The 17,150-nt window shown below is 62.0% G+C and carries 16 protein-coding genes and 1 pseudogene; 6 read left to right on the top strand and 11 right to left on the bottom strand.

What is annotated here, in order from left to right:
* Positions 1-68 precede the first annotated feature (68 nt).
* A complete protein-coding gene (locus tag PALO_RS08290) occupies positions 69-1,808 on the bottom strand; it encodes an ABC-F family ATP-binding cassette domain-containing protein (protein WP_051048713.1) in 1,740 nt (579 codons plus the stop codon).
* A 284-nt stretch (positions 1,809-2,092) separates the two neighbouring features.
* A pseudogene (locus PALO_RS08285) lies at positions 2,093-3,249 on the bottom strand (IS3 family transposase).
* Between the two features lie 77 nt (positions 3,250-3,326).
* Between PALO_RS08285 and PALO_RS13160 the strand changes: the two are divergent.
* The 6 genes from PALO_RS13160 to PALO_RS08250 all read left to right on the top strand — a co-directional run bounded on the left by PALO_RS13160 (position 3,327) and on the right by PALO_RS08250 (position 8,796).
* A complete protein-coding gene (locus PALO_RS13160) occupies positions 3,327-3,671 on the top strand; it encodes a winged helix DNA-binding protein (protein ID WP_015583179.1) in 345 nt (114 codons plus the stop codon).
* 134 nt (positions 3,672-3,805) lie between these two features.
* Complete coding sequence (deoC, locus tag PALO_RS08270) at positions 3,806-4,456, top strand: deoxyribose-phosphate aldolase (protein ID WP_015583178.1); 651 nt, start codon at positions 3,806-3,808, stop codon at positions 4,454-4,456.
* Position 4,457: 1 nt separating this feature from the next.
* Complete coding sequence (gene fucP, locus PALO_RS08265; protein WP_015583177.1) at positions 4,458-5,789, top strand: L-fucose:H+ symporter permease; 1,332 nt, start codon at positions 4,458-4,460, stop codon at positions 5,787-5,789.
* 27 nt (positions 5,790-5,816) lie between these two features.
* A complete protein-coding gene (locus PALO_RS08260; protein WP_015583176.1) occupies positions 5,817-6,833 on the top strand; it encodes an aldose 1-epimerase family protein in 1,017 nt (338 codons plus the stop codon).
* A 2-nt stretch (positions 6,834-6,835) separates the two neighbouring features.
* Positions 6,836-7,762, top strand: a complete 927-nt coding sequence (gene rbsK / locus PALO_RS08255) for a ribokinase (protein ID WP_015583175.1) — start codon at positions 6,836-6,838, stop codon at positions 7,760-7,762.
* Between the two features lie 89 nt (positions 7,763-7,851).
* On the top strand, positions 7,852-8,796 hold the full coding sequence (locus PALO_RS08250) for a sugar-binding transcriptional regulator (RefSeq protein WP_015583174.1): 945 nt from the start codon (positions 7,852-7,854) through the stop codon (positions 8,794-8,796).
* Between the two features lie 311 nt (positions 8,797-9,107).
* Here PALO_RS08250 and PALO_RS08245 read toward each other — a convergent pair whose 3' ends face one another.
* From PALO_RS08245 to PALO_RS08210, 9 genes are all read right to left on the bottom strand, one after another.
* Complete coding sequence (locus tag PALO_RS08245; protein WP_144010484.1) at positions 9,108-9,335, bottom strand: hypothetical protein; 228 nt, start codon at positions 9,333-9,335, stop codon at positions 9,108-9,110.
* A 156-nt stretch (positions 9,336-9,491) separates the two neighbouring features.
* Positions 9,492-9,827: a hypothetical protein gene (locus tag PALO_RS08240; RefSeq protein WP_041710106.1), complete on the bottom strand. Its 336-nt coding sequence runs from the start codon at positions 9,825-9,827 to the stop codon at positions 9,492-9,494.
* Positions 9,828-9,938: 111 nt separating this feature from the next.
* The gene (locus PALO_RS08235) at positions 9,939-11,132 is read right to left on the bottom strand and encodes an ISL3 family transposase (RefSeq protein ID WP_015583173.1); all 1,194 of its coding nucleotides are present in this window, start codon (positions 11,130-11,132) and stop codon (positions 9,939-9,941) included.
* Between the two features lie 55 nt (positions 11,133-11,187).
* Entirely contained in the window at positions 11,188-11,745 is a 558-nt protein-coding gene (locus PALO_RS13040) for an aldo/keto reductase (RefSeq protein WP_071161830.1), read from the bottom strand.
* Positions 11,726-12,286 carry an aldo/keto reductase gene (locus PALO_RS13035; protein WP_071161829.1) on the bottom strand — a complete coding sequence of 187 codons (561 nt, stop codon included), beginning with the start codon at positions 12,284-12,286 and terminating at the stop codon, positions 11,726-11,728. Before PALO_RS13035 ends, PALO_RS13040 begins: the two co-directional genes overlap by 20 nt.
* A gap of 32 nt (positions 12,287-12,318) precedes the next feature.
* Positions 12,319-12,756, bottom strand: a complete 438-nt coding sequence (locus PALO_RS08225; protein WP_196767615.1) for a MerR family transcriptional regulator — start codon at positions 12,754-12,756, stop codon at positions 12,319-12,321.
* 173 nt (positions 12,757-12,929) lie between these two features.
* The gene (locus PALO_RS08220; protein ID WP_015583171.1) at positions 12,930-13,949 is read right to left on the bottom strand and encodes a magnesium and cobalt transport protein CorA; all 1,020 of its coding nucleotides are present in this window, start codon (positions 13,947-13,949) and stop codon (positions 12,930-12,932) included.
* 101 nt (positions 13,950-14,050) lie between these two features.
* Positions 14,051-15,535, bottom strand: coding sequence for a uracil-xanthine permease family protein (locus PALO_RS08215; protein WP_015583170.1), 1,485 nt, complete (start codon positions 15,533-15,535; stop codon positions 14,051-14,053).
* An 84-nt stretch (positions 15,536-15,619) separates the two neighbouring features.
* Entirely contained in the window at positions 15,620-17,149 is a 1,530-nt protein-coding gene (locus tag PALO_RS08210; protein WP_041710299.1) for a dolichyl-phosphate-mannose--protein mannosyltransferase, read from the bottom strand.
* Position 17,150: the final 1 nt, after the last annotated feature.

Below are 17,150 nucleotides of genomic sequence, written 5' to 3'. Positions count from 1 at the left end.
GACGGCACAGCGGGTGCTCGGTTCTGGCTGCAGGCGCAGTTGCGCCTCGATTCGGCGCACTGCGCTTGTCAGCACGGTTCAGGGAGTGTCAACCGCTGGCCCTGCCATCGTTTGCGCAGCCACCGGTCGTGTGAGGCAACGACGACGGTGCCAGGGTATTGGACGAGTGCATCTTCGAGTGCGGTGACGAGGCTGAGCGAAAAGTGGTTGGTCGGCTCATCCAGCAGCAGGATCTCTGGCGGGTCAGCCAGCACTACCGCGAGGGCAAGGCGACGTTGTTGGCCGACGCTGAGTTCCTGCACACGTCGGTTGTGGTCTCGACTAGCGATCAGCCCGAAGGTGCTCAGCGGCACTCGTGCCGCACGTTCCGCACCGACCAAATCTGTGTAAGCGTCGAGCACGGTGCGACCAGGACCGCGATCGTAGGGATCAGGTAGAGCGGTTTCTTGCGCAAGCAGCTGTACGCGGTCCACCGGGGTGCGCGTGACCTGCCCACTGCTTGGTTTCAGCGTGGCGGCGAGCAGGCCGAGCAAGGTCGATTTCCCTGATCCGTTCGGGCCGGTGATGAGCCATTTCTCGCCTCGGCTGATGCTGAGCGACGTGGCCGGGAGCCGATCTTTCAGAGCCGCGTTGACGGTGGTGAGCACGGGTTCGAGGGCGCCGATGGTACGCGGGTCGCCGGCAACCGTGAGCCCCTGGAACTCAAGTTCCCGTGGCGGCTTTCGGATCTGGCGGTTTTCGAGATCCGTCAGGCGTGCGCGAGCGTCGTTGACGCGGCGAGAGATGACCTGCGCGTTGCGGTCGGCGTAGAACTTCTTTGCCGTGCGCACCTCGGAACGCGGGCGCCAATCCGAGTGTCCCACCATCTGCTGATCCTTCACCGCGGCACGAAGCCGGGAAAGCTCGACTTGTTCATCGCGATACCGCCGTTCCCATCTCTGTCGTGCTTCAGCTCGTGCGGCGAGGTAGTCGCTGTAGCTGCCGGTGAAGCGGGTGAGGCCGATCCCGGTTCCCGTGCCGTCGTCAACCAGCGGCCCCGCGACCGCGTGCGGGAGTGGCGATGGGTCGAGGTCGAGCAGCGACGTGGCCGTCTCATCGAGGAAAGCCCGATCGTGACTGGCAATAAGTAACGGCCCTCGCCACGCCGTGAGCACGCTGACGAGATATGCGATCGCGGCATCGTCAAGATGGTTGGTCGGCTCGTCCAGCAGCAGCACATCCGGTGCGCTCAGCAGTAGCCACGCCAGAGCGAGCCGAGCTCGCTGCCCACCGGAGAGCGTCCCTATCGACCGGTCGCGGTCGATGTCCCCGAGCCCGAGTCCAGCCAGCATCGCTGAGATCCTCGCCTCGATCTCCCACACCCCAAGACGCTCGGCTGTTTCCAGGGCACACGCATAGGCGTTGGCGGTGACTGGATCATCGGGGTTGTCCGCAAGCGCGACACCGAGCCTGCTGACCTCTTCGGCTGCGCGTCGCGACGGGGCGACCGCAGTCTCCATGGCATTCTCGATGGTCTCAGCTGCGGAGAACGGGGACTCCTGATGAAGCAGCCCAATCACTGGCACATCGGCATCCGGCGCATTCACGGCGACCGTTCCCGATGTCGGCTCCAAGAATCCGGCGAGCACCCTGAGCAAGGTCGATTTCCCCGACCCGTTTTCCCCGATCAGCCCCACCCGGTCACCAGCAGGTACGACGAACGACAAATTCGTGAGTACTCGCCGATCAGGGTAGGAGAATGAGAGACCGTCCACTCGCAAATGCGAGCCCGTGGCAGTGAACGACGATGAAGCAAGTACGTGAGGCATGAGCAAAATCCCGAAGAGGTGACGAAACCTGCCGGGCAGATGGCCTCGGACGCAGGTCAGGGAAACGCTCAAATGGTCACGACCCCAGTCTACCGAGGTTTGTCATCGGATCAACCACGCCGGAACCCGTGGGTGGTGCGGGCCATCCTCGACGCCAATCCCGGTGATCTGCGGTTCGCAAGGTTGGTAGCTGGGTTCGGCCATCGCTGCCCTGGGGCATGGTACTCGCGCCTGGTTTGCAGGGGGACTGCCCCCAGTTTGCTTGATAGTTTTGTAGGGGTAGGTCAGGTGACCTTGGTGGTGGTCTGATGGACTGCTTCGGCCTCTACCGGGGTGAGTGTGTCGAGGCGTTGTTGGCGGCGCCGACGGTGGTAGGTCTTCTCGATCCAGGTGATGATGGCTAGCTGTAGCTCAGCGCGGCTAGCCCAGGGATGACGGTTGAGGACGTTCTTGTGCACCAGCGCGAAGAAACTCTCCATGGCGGCATTGTCCGGGCTTGACGCGACTGGACCCATGGACCCCTGCAGGTCATGGGCGGTCAACTCGGCCACACATGCGTGGGCTCGAAATGGGCTGTCCCTGTCTGAGTGGACGATGCACCCAGCCACAGGTCCGCGGCGCTGGAGCGCCATGCGCAGCGCATTGATCGCGATCGGCTTCTTCATGGGGCTGTCGATCGAGTAGCCGACGATGCGGTTGGACCAGACGTCCTTGACCGCACACGAGTACAGCGTGCCCTCGCTGGTGTGATGCTCGGTGATGTCGGTCAACCACACCTGGTTGGGTCCCTCGGCATGGAACTGGCGCTGCACCAGGTCGTCGTGCACCGGCGGTCCAGGTTTCTTCCACGAGCCGTTCTTGACCGAGTGGAACGAGCGGATCCGCTGCAGTCTGCACAGGCGATGGACCCGATTCTCACCAGCGGTGATACCCATCTCGGGCAGCTCATCAGCGATGAGACGGTAGCCCAGGCCGGGGTCTTCGGCATGCACCTCGAGGGCGGCGTTGATCAGGTGGGCATCGTCGCAGTCACGTTGCCAGACCGGGCAGGCGAGCCACTGGTAGTAGGCCTGCCGGGACAAGCCCAGCACACGACACGACACCGCGACCGGCACCCGGATCGACCCCGTGGCCTGGGCCAGGTCGGTGACCAAAGGGAACATCATTGTGGGTTGATGTCGCAGGACAGATAGGCCGCACCTCGACGCAGGACCTCGTTGTCCTGCTCCACCAGCCGAATGCGCTTCGTGGCCTGGCGCAACTGCGCCGCCGACTGGTTGGTCCCGGCCGGGGCATCAGCACGGTCGGCCTTGGCCAGCCAGCCGCGCAGACAAGACTCGCTGATCCCGAAGTCCCTCGCGATCTAGCTGATCGAGGCCTCGCCCTTGCGGGCCACCGCGATCACATCATCGCGGAACCCTTTCGGATGAGGCTTGGGCATGACATGCATCCTCTCACCAGGCCCTCACGGACCCGAGGTGCCAGTATCAACCAAACCCGGAGCAGTCCCTAACGTGCGTGCAGGCTGATGCGCTGATGACCCTCGGTGAGCTCGGTCCAGTGTCGCTCAAGGAACTTGCGGGCTGCTTGGTTGCTGAGTCGGGGCATCCGAGCCGTCTTGTGTCGCAGCTTGTTGATCTTGGTTACGCCACCCGGTCTGCCTCATCAGATGACGGTCGTGCGGTCATCTTGACGCTCACCGAGGAGGGGGCATCTCTCGCTGCGGCAGCAGCGGACGTGCGGGCACCGCTGCCTACGGCGATAGCCGAGGGTTACGCCGCCCGGCTTGCTGAGGCGACGGCGTTGCTGTGTGAACTCCGTTCGGAGCTGGAAGCCGACTCACCTCGGGGCATTGGCGGGTGAGGGATTTGTCACCATGACGCCATGCATGGGCTGCTTCTTCACGGAGTTTTGGGAACGTTCGCGAAGTTTAGGTATTTACAAATGTTCCCATTGGTGGTTGTGTGGTTCCTGTCAACGCGATCAAAGGAGAACGCATGCCATCGAAGGCACATCTCATCGACCACACCCTGCTGGCCCCCACTGCTACTCGCGACCAGGTACTCAGCCTGTGCGAGGAGGCCAAAGAGGCCCACTTTGCCAGCGTGTGTGTCAATCCCTATTGGGTTCCCACAGCTCATGACGCGCTGCAGGGGTCTGGTCTAGCCGTATGTACGGTGATTGGCTTTCCGCTAGGTGCGACTACCACTGCCACGAAAGAGGCTGAGACTCGAGAGTCGGTGGCACACGGCGCGAACGAGATCGACATGGTCATGAACCTGGGGCTGGCAAAGGCTGGCGACTGGGAGGGGGTTCAGGATGATATTCGTGCCGTCGTCGAGGCAGCAGACGGCGCACTCGTCAAGGTCATCCTCGAAACGTGCCTGCTGGACAATGGCGAGATCGTTGAGGCCTGCCGTCGATCTGTGGCTGCGGGCGCTCACTTCGTCAAAACGTCGACGGGGTTCTCCACCTCCGGCGCGACGGAAGGCGCCGTCCGCTTGATGCGCGAAACGGTGGGGCCAGATTTCGGCGTCAAAGCCTCCGGCGGAATTCGCACAGCCGAGGATTTCACTCGGATGGTTGAAGCTGGTGCAAATCGGATCGGTGCTTCCGCCGGGCTCAGAATCATCAAGGAAGGCAACTGACATGCTCATCAAGCACAGCGCAGTGCAACAGGATGACGGTTATCTGGATCGAACGCCGATCTTCCAGTACATCCTTCTATCGATCTGCTTCCCATTATGGGGAGCGGCGGCGAGTCTCAATGACATTCTGATTACACAATTCAAGACGATCTTCACTCTCTCGGATGCGGCTTCTGCCTTTGTCCAGAGCGCCTTTTATGGCGGGTATTTTGTCATCGCCATTCCTGCATCGCGAGTGATCAAAAAGTGGAGCTACAAACTCTCTATTCTCATTGGCCTGACGCTGTACATCGTCGGCTGCATGCTGTTCTTCCCGGCATCGCACATGGCGACGTACTCGGTGTTCCTCGTCGCTCTGTTTGCCATTGCGGTCGGTCTCAGCTTCCTCGAGACGTCCTGCAACACGTATTCATCGATGATCGGTCCCAAGAAGTCCTCCACGCTCCGGTTGAACATCTCGCAGACCTTCTACCCGCTTGGATCTATCTTCGGCATTCTGCTCGGCAAGTACTTGATTTTCTCCGAAGGGGATCGCTTGCAGGGGCGAATGTCCGGACTAGACGCGGAGAAGAAACGGGCCCTTGCTGAGGAGATGCTTGCGCGCACCCTCCTGCCCTACAAGTACATCGTCATGGTCCTCGTCGTGATGCTGATCCTCGTGGCTATCACCCAGTTCCCCCACTGCAAGCCCTTGAGGCATACAAACTCAGGAGAGGATCAAGAGGCCAGCGCTAGCATTGGGGAAACGTTACGTTATCTCGTTCGCAATAAGACTTTCTGTCGCGGAATTTTCGTTCAATTCCTCTACGTGGGTTTGCAGACGGCGCTCTGGTCATTCACTATTCGCCTGGCTTTGTCTCTCGATCACACTATGAACGAACGAACTGCTTCTAATTTCATGATATGGGCGTTCATTGCATTCTTTCTCGGGAAATTCCTGGCGAACGTTCTCATGGCTCGCATTGGCCCGAATAAAACGATCATCATCTACTCGACGCTGGGCTGTCTCGCGCTGCTGTACGTGATGCTCGTCCCCAACATGAGTGCAGTATGGGCAGCAATCCTGACCTCGGGTCTGCTCGGACCCTGCTGGGCCACGATCTACACCCGTACTTTGGACGCGATCACTGACAAGCGGCATACCGAAACTGGCGGCGCTGTCATCGTCATGTCCATCGTTGGCGGCGCAGTAGTTCCACTCCTCCAAGGCATGGTCTCCGATAGGACTGGGTCGATGCCGTTCAGTTTCGTAGTGCCGCTGGTTTGTTTCGCGGCTGTGCTGACGCACTTCATTCTCCTGCAGCGCTCCGATTCGGCGGCTGTGGCCGACTAACCATTTATCTGAATAAGGAAGTCTCTCATGTACATAATTCCATTGCATGAATCACTTTTCACCGCTGGGCATGACAATGTTTTGTTGTCATCTGATGAGTTCACCGTCACCGCAAAGCGTTACGAAAGTGGCGTGGCGTCTGTGACAGTTTCGAACTCCCGTGGGCACGTAGAAGTTCTGCCGTTCATGGGTCAGATCATCTGGGACGTGGTCTTCGATGGTGTCTCACTCACGATGGACAACATGTTCTCCCAGCCTCAGCCCGCGGATGTCATCGTCAATACTTATGGCTGCTTCGCCTTCCACTCAGGACTGCTCGCCAATGGCTGTCCAGCCCCTGAGGACACGCATCCTCTGCACGGTGAGTTCCCTTGTTCTCGTTTTGATGAGGGATGGCTGGAGGTCAGTGGTGACACCATCGCCGTGAGTGGTCGTCGTGAATACGCGCAAGGGTTCGGGCACCACTACCAGGCTGTTCCTCGTGTGTCGCTTGTTGCCGGGGCCACGATGATCGACATCGATCTGAGCGTGACCAACCTGTCGCACTACCAGCCGATGCCGTTGCAGTACATGTGCCATATGAACTACGCATGGATTGACGGTGCGCGCATGAGCCAGTCGATTGGTGACGTTTTCCAGCTGCGTCGCAGTGTTCCTGCCCATGTTTCACCCACGCAGGATTGGTTGGCATTTAACGAGGAGATTCTGGCTGGCGGAGTTGATTCTCAAGTTCTCGCTGACGGTAGCCGTTACGACCCCGAGATCGTCTATTTCGCCGATGATCTTCCGCAGTATGGCTCCACGGCACGTTTTGAGATGAGTTTGCCTGAGGGCGGGCGCTTCGTGACAGAGTTTTCGACCGAAGAGTTCACCACTGCTACGCGCTGGCTGTTGCACAACGCCGACCAGAGGGTGTGCGCGTTCGTGCTTCCCGGAACATGTCGCCCTGAGGGGCGCAACGCCGCGGAGGCGTCAGGCACCCTCATCAACTTGGAAGCGGGGGAGACCCGCCACTTTCACGTTCACACAGGAATGGACAAGTAGTCATGGACATCGCTGTCATCGGATCTAACATGGTTGACCTGATCACCTACATCAACCGGATGCCCGTGCTGGGGGAAACCCTCGAGGCGCCCGACTTCCAGATGGGCTGTGGAGGGAAAGGAGCCAACCAAGCTGTCGCCGCCGCCCGGTTGGGGTCTCAGGTGATGATGCTGACGAGGGTCGGAAACGATGTGTTTGCTGAGAACACGGTTCGCAACTTTGCTTCCAACGGCATCGACACTCGCCACGTGATGCGGACCGAGGCTTCCTCCGGGGTGGCCCCGATCTTCGTCGACCAGGAGTCACACAACTCCATTCTCATCGTCAGGGGGGCCAATGCTCTTCTCACACCCCAGGACATCGACGCGGCTATCGACGACATCAAGTCCTGCCGTCTGATCGTTTTGCAGTTGGAGATCCCGCTCGACACTGTGTATCACGCGATTGAGGTGGGGCACGGACTTGGGATCCCCATCCTGCTGAACCCCGCTCCGGCGACTGCCAACCTCGACTACTCGCGGATCGCTTCAGTCGACTACTTCGTTCCAAACGAGACGGAGCTGGCGCTGTTGACTGGGAAGCCGGTTGACACCCTCGAGGAGATCACCGAGGCCGTGACCGAGCTCGTCGCGAAGGGTATGCACAACGTGATTGTCACTCTCGGGGAACGCGGTGTGTTGTGGGTCAGCGAGAAGGGGACCCAGCTGATTCCATCCGTCAGCGTCGATGCGGTAGACACAACCGGCGCAGGAGACGCCTTCATCGGCTGCTTCAGTCATGCTCTTGTCTCAAGGTGGCCCATTGCCGATGCTCTTGAAATGGCCAACGCGTACGCTGCCGACTCCGTCACCCGGAGAGGAACCCAGTTCTCCTACGCCACCGCTGAGGATTTCACCGCACGGACGGGGGTCAGTATGGACAAGCGGTAACGAAGTACGAGTTTGTGGGCGCTAGTCTCGCTGGTGCGGCCAGCAATCCGCTGGCCGCACCCGGCATCGTGACCGCAAGGATCTTTAGCATGGACGAGCGAGACGCCCAAGCCCTCGATGTGGTCCGCCTCTACTACGAGAGCGGCCTATCGCAAAGCGACATCGGCATCCAGATGGGAATCTCCCGGCCCACCGTCTCGAAGCTCATCCAGCACGCAAAGGACCGTGGCTTCGTCACTATTTCCATTAATGATCCTCGAGAGGACAGTTCAGTGCTCGCCGACGCACTGAGGACCCACTATGGGCTCACGGAGGTTCACGTGGTGGTCCCTCCGGTCGATGATGAGGCAGAGGTGCTCAAGGCCCTGGGACGGGGCGGCGCCCGCATGCTGGAGGATGTCGTCGCCGATGGGATGACCCTCGGACTGTCCTGGGGAGGCACCATGTTTGAAGTGGCTCGCCAGCTTGAGCATCAGGACCGCCGAGGTGTCGAGGTCATCCAACTCAAGGGAGGGATGTCACAGTCGGACATCCCCACCAACGATGTCGAGACTATCGCCGCTGTGTGTGAAGCATTCAACGCTTATGGTCGCTATTTGCCTTTGCCGGTGATCTTCGACTCTCTACAGGTGAAGCAACTGGTCGAGACGGAACGCCACATTGCCCAGATTCTGAACCTGGGCAAGCAAGCTGATGTTGCGGTCTTCACCGTGGGAGCGATGGACCGTGACGCGCTGTTGCTGCACATGGGCTACTTCACTGATGACGAGCTCAACCGGTTGCGCATGCAGGCGATAGGGGACATATGCTCACGCTTCATCAATGCTGATGGTCAGCCCTGCAGTCCGGAGATCGATGCGAGAACGGTCGGCATTCAGCTGGATGAGCTGCGCCTCATACCAACTCGCATCCTGGTGGCGGGAGGGCGCCGAAAGACCGAGGCGCTTCACACAGCACTCCGGACTGGGTACGCCACGCATCTGGTTACCGACAGATTCAGTGCACGCCGATTGCACGAACGTATGGGTGGCTGACCCAGGCCCCGAGTTTCTGCCGTCCCGTCAGGGGACGCAGTCTGCGTGACGCGCCCGCCTCTTCCGGACCGATCTGTGTAGGCATCGCTCTACTTCTTCTCTGCAACGACGCGGGCCTCATCCCACGTGGATCGCTGGTTTGTAGATGTCTCCATCTGCCCCCAAAGATGAGGGAGTGGTCGGAACAGTGTGTGAATAATCCATCATGGGCAGCGGTGAGCGTCGTGCCTTCAAACGCTCTAATGCTTGCTGGAGAGGTCCGAAGGAGACCACGTCAAGGTCGTTGGGGCTAAGTAAGTTACGGGCCTGAGCTAGTTCCGTACGACTTCACCGTCCGGCAGTCTCACGGCCGTGACCGTCATGAGAGCGGTGACGGCCGTGAGCGCGGCGAAGGTGACCGGGTGGATTCCGTCAGTTACCGCGACGAGTAACGCACAAACCGCGACGCCAGCCGCACTACCGAACTGGGTGGCGAGTCGTCCAGCAGTACTCGCGTGGACGATCTCGTCGGCGTCGAGCTGGTGGTAGGCCGCGGACATACAGAGCACGGTGAGCGCTCCGAGCCCGCCGCCCCGCAACAATAGGCCAGCCACTTGTGAGACGAGCAAGAGTGGCGCGCTGCCGCTTGAGAACGCAAATGGCAGTGTGCCGAGCACGGTGCTTCCGATATATAGATATGCGCAGGTGCGCGTACCTCACCGAGTTGTGAGCGTGGGTGCGAGCGAACGGCTCCCAAACGCGCCGAGGCTCTGCACTGCCAGCAACAAGCCGGCGATCAATGCTGACGTGCCAGCGTTCTGCTGATAATGCAGGGGGATAAGGAAAAGCCCACCATAAAACACAATGCTCGCGAGTGCGAGTGTTGTCCACGCCGACGTGAAGGTGCCGCGGCGGAAAAGGCGCACATCGATGAGTGGTTCGGTGGTTCGCACTGCCTGGATCAGATACCCCCCGAGCAAGAGCACACCAATGCAGAAGAGCCCGAAACTAAACCAGTGCGGGGCAGTACCGACGCGGGTGAGGCCGAGCACTGTGGTGACGAGCGCAGGTGCGAGCAGTAAGTAGCCGACAATGCTCAGACGGGCGGTAGTGTTTGCGGGCGAGGGGTCAAGATAATGGTCTCTTCGGACTTGAGGTGGGGGTCACGTGTCGAGGCCGTCGGCGATGAGCAGGCAGTGGAGGCGGTAGTTGTCGCGGTTGCGGAAGCCGCGGGCGATGCGGTGGTGGAGTTCGATCAGGCCGTTTATCGCTTCGGTGGGGCCGTTGGACGCGCCCCCGGTGTCGAAGTAGGCCAGGAACGCGTCGCGCCACTGTTTCAGGGTCCGGCCCAGACACGCGATTTCGGGGATCGGGCAGGTCGGCAGAGCCTCGACGAGGTGCTCGGCCAGAGCCCGGCCCTCGGCTGGTGAGTTTGCGTGGTAGACCTCGCGGACGCGTTGCGCGGCTTGCCAGGCAATGAATACCTCTTCATGCGCTTGGTGGGCGTCGATCGCTGTGGCGAGGCGGTGTTTCTGCTTGTCGGACAGGTTCTCTGCTGAGGCTTTGAGGATCGTCTGGATCCCGAACAGCGGGTCGCCGGTGCGGCCTCGGTGGCCGAGGGTGGCTTGTTGGACGCGGCGGCGGACCTCGTCGACTGCTTTCGTGGCGAGGGCGACGACGTGGAAGGCGTCCAGCACCGCTGTCGCGTCGTCGAGGTGCTCGTCGATGGCGTTCTTGTAGCCCCGGAAGGGGTCCAGGGAGGCGACCTCGACCTGCCGCAACCAGTCAGGGCCGCGTTCCTGGAGCCAGGCTGAGTAGGCGGTTCCCGAGCGTCCCGGGACCAGGTCCAGCAGCCGGGTTCGGGGTGTGCCGTCAGCGGCGGGGGTGAAGTCGACCATGCCGGTGAGCATCTTCAGACCCCGGGTTCGTGGGTTCTTGTGATGCCAGACGTGTTCATCAACCCCCAGACGACGGACCCCGGTGAACCGGGACGGGTCGGCGTCAGCGGCCTGGAGGACCGGTTTGATCGCCCTCCACGCGGTCTTCCAGTCGATGCCGAGCTGGCGTGCGAGTCCCAGCACCGAAGCGTGCTCTCGGCGCAGTTGCGCCAAGACCCACCCGATGGCGCGCCGGGTCAACAGGGCCCTGGGCGCGGCGACCGCCGGGTCTTGCTCGGTCAACGAGCCCTTGGCGCACAAGGGTTCGGCGCAACGCCACGTGCGGGTGCGCCACACAATCACGACCGCCGTGTCGCCGAAGGGAACATCGTGCAGGACCCGAGCACGGCGGCCGTGAGACCGCGCGAGAACGCCGCAGTCGGGACAGAATCCCTCGCCAGGGGCGGACTCCACCTCCACGGTGATCGTGTCGGGGCGCGCTCGACGGCGGTCACGTGCAGACCAGACAGGTCGATCAGGGCATCACAACGCGGGCAGTAGTCGGTAGGCTCACACACAGTCGGGGTCTTCTTGGAACAGCGAGTTTGGTCGCTGCTGACCCTGCCGAAGACCCCGACCCCTCACCACACCGAGCCACGACTACCCGCCCCACCTCAAGTCCGAAGAGCCGGTCATCGGGGCTGAGCACGAGGTCGGCGGCAGTGAGATTCTCATCGAGTCGAGCAATTTTCGTGGTGCCGGGAATAGGGATGACGTGCTCGCCTTGGGACAGCACCCACGCAAGGGCCACCGCTGCAGGTGTGGTCTCGTGTCGGGTCGCGACGTGGCGTACAACGTCGACGATCCGCTGATTGGCCTTCGCTGCCGACCCGGTGAACCGAGGCAGTCGGGCCCGGAAATCGTTGGCGGGCAACGCCTGCGTATCCAATGCGCCGGTCAGGAAACCGCGTCCCAGCGGGGAAAACGGCACGAAGATCGCGTCATGGGCGGCGGCCCAGTCGACGACGTCACCCGCGGGCGTTCCGTCAGAGTTCGTGCCGACTCCCAGGGCGTCACGGGTCCACAGCGACAACTCCGACTGGATGGCGGCGACTGGATGTATAAGCGTGGGCGCGTTCGGCTTCGTCAGTGGTCACTTCGCTGAGTCCCAGTGCGCGGATTTTACCCTGCGCGACGGCCTCGGCGAGCGTGCCCCAGCTGTCCTCCAACGGAACAGCGGTGTCGACGCGGTGCAGGTAGTACAGATCGATGGTCTCCACGCCAAGTCGCGCGAGGCTCGCGTCGATGGCAGCGCGCAGATGTTCCGGCCGCCCGTCGCGCTCGAGGTGAGGTCGCCCGTCGACATAGGACGAGACCAGCCCACCCTTCGTGGTGACGATCGCCTCGTCGCGACGCCCTGCAATGGCGCGCCCGACCAGAGTCTCATTGTGGCCGGAACTGTAAGCATCGCTGGTGTCCAGGAGTGTGATTCCGCGATCCAATGCGGCGCGGATCACCTCGATCGAGTCGGCGTCGTCGCGGTCCTCCGGGGTGGTGTAGGCCCAGCTCATGCCCATGCAGCCAAGGCCGATCGCGGCGGTGTCACGGTCGAGTGCGGGAATGTGTCGAGTCATGTGCGTTCCTTTCGGAGTGGGGTATCGACGGGTCACCGTCGCTGGTCATGTTGTCGGTCGCGCAATTCGGCGGGGACAGCGCCCCCGTCGCAGTCCCGACCGGCGTCGATGAGTTCCTGGTAGTGGGCGACTTTTGCGTCGAGTGCCCTGAGAGCGTCGTCAAGTGCGCGGCGACGCGCCTCCAGACCGGCTCTGGTCTCGGTGAGCAGGGCAATCCGACGGCCGTGGCTGGCGGCCCCTTCGCCGACGAGTGCGACGAACTCCTTCATCGCGCGGGTCGTCATGCCGGTCTCACGCAGACGGGCCAGCAGCAGAACGAGGTTGCGGTCAGCCGGGGCGTACCGACGCCGTCCGTCGACGCCTCGCCCCACGGGCGGCAACATGCCTTCTTTCTCGTACCACCGGAGGGTGTCCATACTCAGGCCCGATTCGGCGGCCATCGCGCTTATGCTGATCCAGTCCTCGCTCACGGCGTTGACGCTAATATCTAGAGCGCACTCCAGCTCAAGCGTGCCTTAGTCCACGGGAAGAGTTCCGTCCGATCAGTGGGTGCTTTGCGCTTCAGGTTGAGGCGAATGAGTCGGATCTCACCGTCACCGGGTGTGACCCATTCCTCTTTGTCACACCCCGTGCAGAAGTCAGATCACAGCCAGTTCTTCTTGTGGAAGATCACGTACAGGATCACACCGCTGGCCACCATGCTGAGCAGACAGTAGAAGTATCCGTATCTCCAGTGCAGTTCTGGCATGTAGTCGAAGTTCATGCCGTAGATTGAACCGATGAGGGTGGGCACGACGAGGATGGCCGCCCATCCGGAGATGATCTTGACGTCCTCGTTGGAGCGTTGGTCGACCAGCGTCGCATTGACCGTCAGGATCTGGGTCAGCAGTTCTCGAATGTCAGTGATCTGGGAGGAGATCCGGGCCAGGTGGTCGGCGACGTCAGCCAGATAGGCCTGCAGCTCGGGTGGCACCTGATGCTTGGCGGACCCGGCGCGCAGGGCAGCGATGATCGGGATGAGCGGGTTGGTGGCGTGCTGCAGGTCGATGGCCTCACGAGACAGGCGGTAGATACGTTCGGGGGCTGCGGAGTCCCCACTGAAGACCTGCCTCTCGATCTGTTCGATGTCGAACTGGATGCCGCTGATGACGGGGAAGGTCTGGTCGACGACGCCGTCGAGGATGGTGTAGAGCACCGACTCCGGACCGTGGCGCAGCAGCTCCGGGTCACTGGGAAGACGCGGGGTCCACCTCAGGCTCGACAACTCGTCAGGGATGCGCTGCACGATGACGACGACGCAGTTGCGCTGCTTGATGACCTCGGCCTCGACGAAGGCCACATCCTCCATCGAGTCGATGTAGAACGGCGGGTGCAACACCAGGAACAGGGCATCCCCGTGGCGTTCCAGCTTGGGACGCTGGTGGCCTTCCACCAAGTCCTCGGTCAGCAGTGGATCGAGGCGCATGAGGTCGACGAGGCGCTTGATCTGGGTCCGGTTCGGACTCTGCTCGACGATGATTCCCAGACGCTCGGGGTGGCCGTCCAACCAGGACAGCGTCGTCTCGACGTCAGCCGGGTGTTCCGGGTCGGCCGGGACTCCCTGCTCGAACCACTTGATGTCGACGATGCCGGGTTTCGTGTCGGCGATTGGTCTGGTTGCCAATGGTGATGCGCCACCATGGGTACGCGCACTCGTCGTGGCACCGTTCCTTGGCTGGGGTGTTGCTGCCATAGATCGCCTCCTCCGTCATCTGGGCCGCAAGCCTACTGCGTACGGCGTCGATCTCCCTCGCGACGACGACGGTCGTCGGGGGTGTCGTCGTCAACGTACATGCCAGGAGTGTCGAGGATGATGTTCGTGCCTCCGGCCGCGTCGGACAGCTCGTTGGGTGCCAGCCACTTGGCGAGGTGATAGACGCCGACGGTGACGATGGTGCCCAGGGCGATGCCGCCCAGGGTGAAGGAGTCGCTGAACTTCAGCGAGACGTCACCGACGCCGATAATGATGCCGGCTGCCACCGGGACGAGGTTCACCGGATTGCCGAAATCGACGTTGTTCTCCTTCCAGATCTTGGCGCCCAGAAGGCCAATCATGCCGTAAAGGACGACGGTGATGCCGCCCAGTACCCCACCGGGAGTCGCCGAGATGACGGCACCGAACTTGGGGGAGAAGCCGAACAGGATCGCCACGATCGCAGCCACCACATAGGCGGCCGTGGAGTACACCCTCGTTGCCGCCATGACGCCGATGTTCTCCGAGTAGGTCGTCGTCGGGCCCGCACCGAGGAAGGTGGCCAGTATGGAGGTCGCACCGTCAGCGGCGACCGCCCGCCCGACCTGATGATCAAGGTCCTTGCCGGTCATCTCGGCAACGGCCTTGACGTGACCGGTGTTCTCGGCGATGAGGGCGATGACGACCGGCAGGGCCAACAGGATGAAGGCCAGGTGGAAGGCAGGCAGGTGGAACCCAACGACGTTGGTGGCCGCGTAATGGGATCCGTTCTGGGCCTGGGGCAGGTACTTCCAGGTGTCCAGGTTCGTCACCGGGGGCAGGCCGATCCATGCTGAGTCATGCATGGCTGACCAGTCCACTCGTGGGGCGACGGTGCCATCGGCGTGATGCAGCGGACCGAACACCAGATCCTCGATCCACGACAACACGTAACCGATGACCAGGGCCAGGAAAATGGCGATGCGGGAGATGAATCCGCGCGGTCCCACCGACAGTGCGATGACGAGCAACATGACGATGAGCGCGGTCCACTGATCGGTGGGCCAATAGGTCTTGGCAACCACCGGAGCGAGGTTGAAGCCGATGAGCATGACGACGGCGCCAGTCACCGTCGGAGGCAGCACCTTGTGCACCACCCGCGAACCAGCTGCCTGGATGATGATGCCGCAGATGAAGAGGGTCAGGCCCACGCACAACAGTGCGCCCGAGACGTCGTTCGGCTTGCCGCCGGATGCGTAGATGGCCGCCGCCACGCCGGGGAAGGCTGCCGAGGAGCCGAGGTAGGACGGCACCTCATGCTTGGTCACGAAGATGAAGACGAGGGTCGCGATACCCGACATCATCACTGCCAGCTGCGGGTTGAGGCCCATGAGGACGGGGAAGACGAAGGTCGCCCCGAACATCGCCACCACGTGCTGGGCTCCCAGCCCGATGGTTCGTCCCCATCCGAGTCTCTCGTCGGGAGCCACCACCTCACCTGGTTCCAGTACACCGCCGTTGTGCAGTTTCCAGATCATGGGCGTCCTTCCGGGTCGGTTCCCTTCCGGACCCTCAGCGTATCGGTCCGACGAGCAGACCCCGCCGGGCGTCCAATGGCCGACTCAGATCCAGGAGCGGAACCACATCCGTGCCAGCCATGCCTTTCGGGTCATGAGACTGTCGGTGAGGACGGGGTAGATGAAGGCGAAATCAGCCGCAACCAAGGCCATGACGGTCCCGACGACGATCGCACCGATGCGGCGTCGGCTGGTGACCTTGGTCGGCCCGAGGATCTGACCGAGCCAGATCGCCAGGATTGTCACCGTGAATGGGATGATGCAGATGGCATAGAAGAAGAACAGCGGACGATCGTCGTAGCGGAACCACGGGATCCACGTCGACATCATGGCGACGATCGGCAGGGTGAACCGCCAGTCACGGGCGAAGATCCACCAGATCACCGCGGCCACCAGGGCGATGGCTGCGAACCACCACAGCACGGGGGTGCCGGTCGCGGAGATGACACGCAGGCAGGTGTCACCAACGGCCTCGCAACCCTGCTGGCCCGGCTTGATGTCGTTGACTGCGTCAATTCCGAGCGGTCGCTGATTGATCAACCATCCGGATGGATTCGAGGCGTAGACGTGGGTCTGCGTCATCATGTACGAGCCGGTGTGGAAGTCGTAGATCTGCTGGTGGTAGTCCCACAGCGCGGCCAGGGGTTTCCCGATCACCTTGGACAGGCCCGGATCAGGGTTCGGACCGGCCCAGGATTTTCCGAGAACCATGTGTGGGTAGATCGAGAGCCACCGTGCCCACGTGGCGATGTAGATGCCCACGGCCACGACGACCAGGTAGAGGAAGGCCGGTACCCCGTCGCGCAGGAAGGACCACCAGGCCTTCGTGCCCGCACCGGCGAGCCGGCGTGCCGACCAGTCCCAGATGACCGAGATGATGCCCATCGTCGCCAGCACGAACATGGAATTCCACTTCGTGGCGCAGGCCAGGCCGAACATGACTCCAGCCACCAGACGCCACGGACGCCACCCCTGGGCTGGACCGAAGATCCCGTCGAGATGGGGTTTGCCGACGGCTCTCAGATGATCTGCCAGATGATGACGGAACCAGTCCCGGTCAGCCGCCACCGCGGACACACCTGCCACCAGGAAGAAGGCCTGGAAGATGTCGAGCAGTCCGATCCGGCTCATGACGAAGGCCAAGCCGTCGAGGGTGAGCAGGATGCCGGCAATGGCGCCCACCATTGTGGACCGGGAAAGACGTCGAGCCAACCGGATCGTCATGAGGACGAGCAGGGACCCGAAGACCACGGAGGCGAATCGCCAACCGAAGGAATTGAAACCGAACAGTTGCTCCCCGATCGCGATGAGCCACTTTCCCATCGGGGGATGGACGACGAACTCGGCGTCGGGTGTCCAGGTGTTCGTGAGTCCTTTGACGATGTCAGCGTTGGCTTTCGCTGCGTCAGGCCAAGTGCCCTCGTACCCCTGCTGGAGCATCGTCCAGGCGTCCTTGGGGTAGTAGGTCTCGTCAAAGACGAGGTTCTTGGGGAAGCCGACATTCCACACCCGTAGCAGGAAAGCCACTGCGGTGATGAGGGCCGTGACGACCCAGCTCGTGTACTCATCGGTCATT

This window comes from Cutibacterium avidum 44067 (genome assembly GCF_000367205.1).
Classification (GTDB): Bacteria; Actinomycetota; Actinomycetes; order Propionibacteriales; family Propionibacteriaceae; genus Cutibacterium; species Cutibacterium avidum.
Note: the sequence above shows the minus strand (reverse complement) of the source record. Positions and strands in the feature narration are given on the sequence as shown.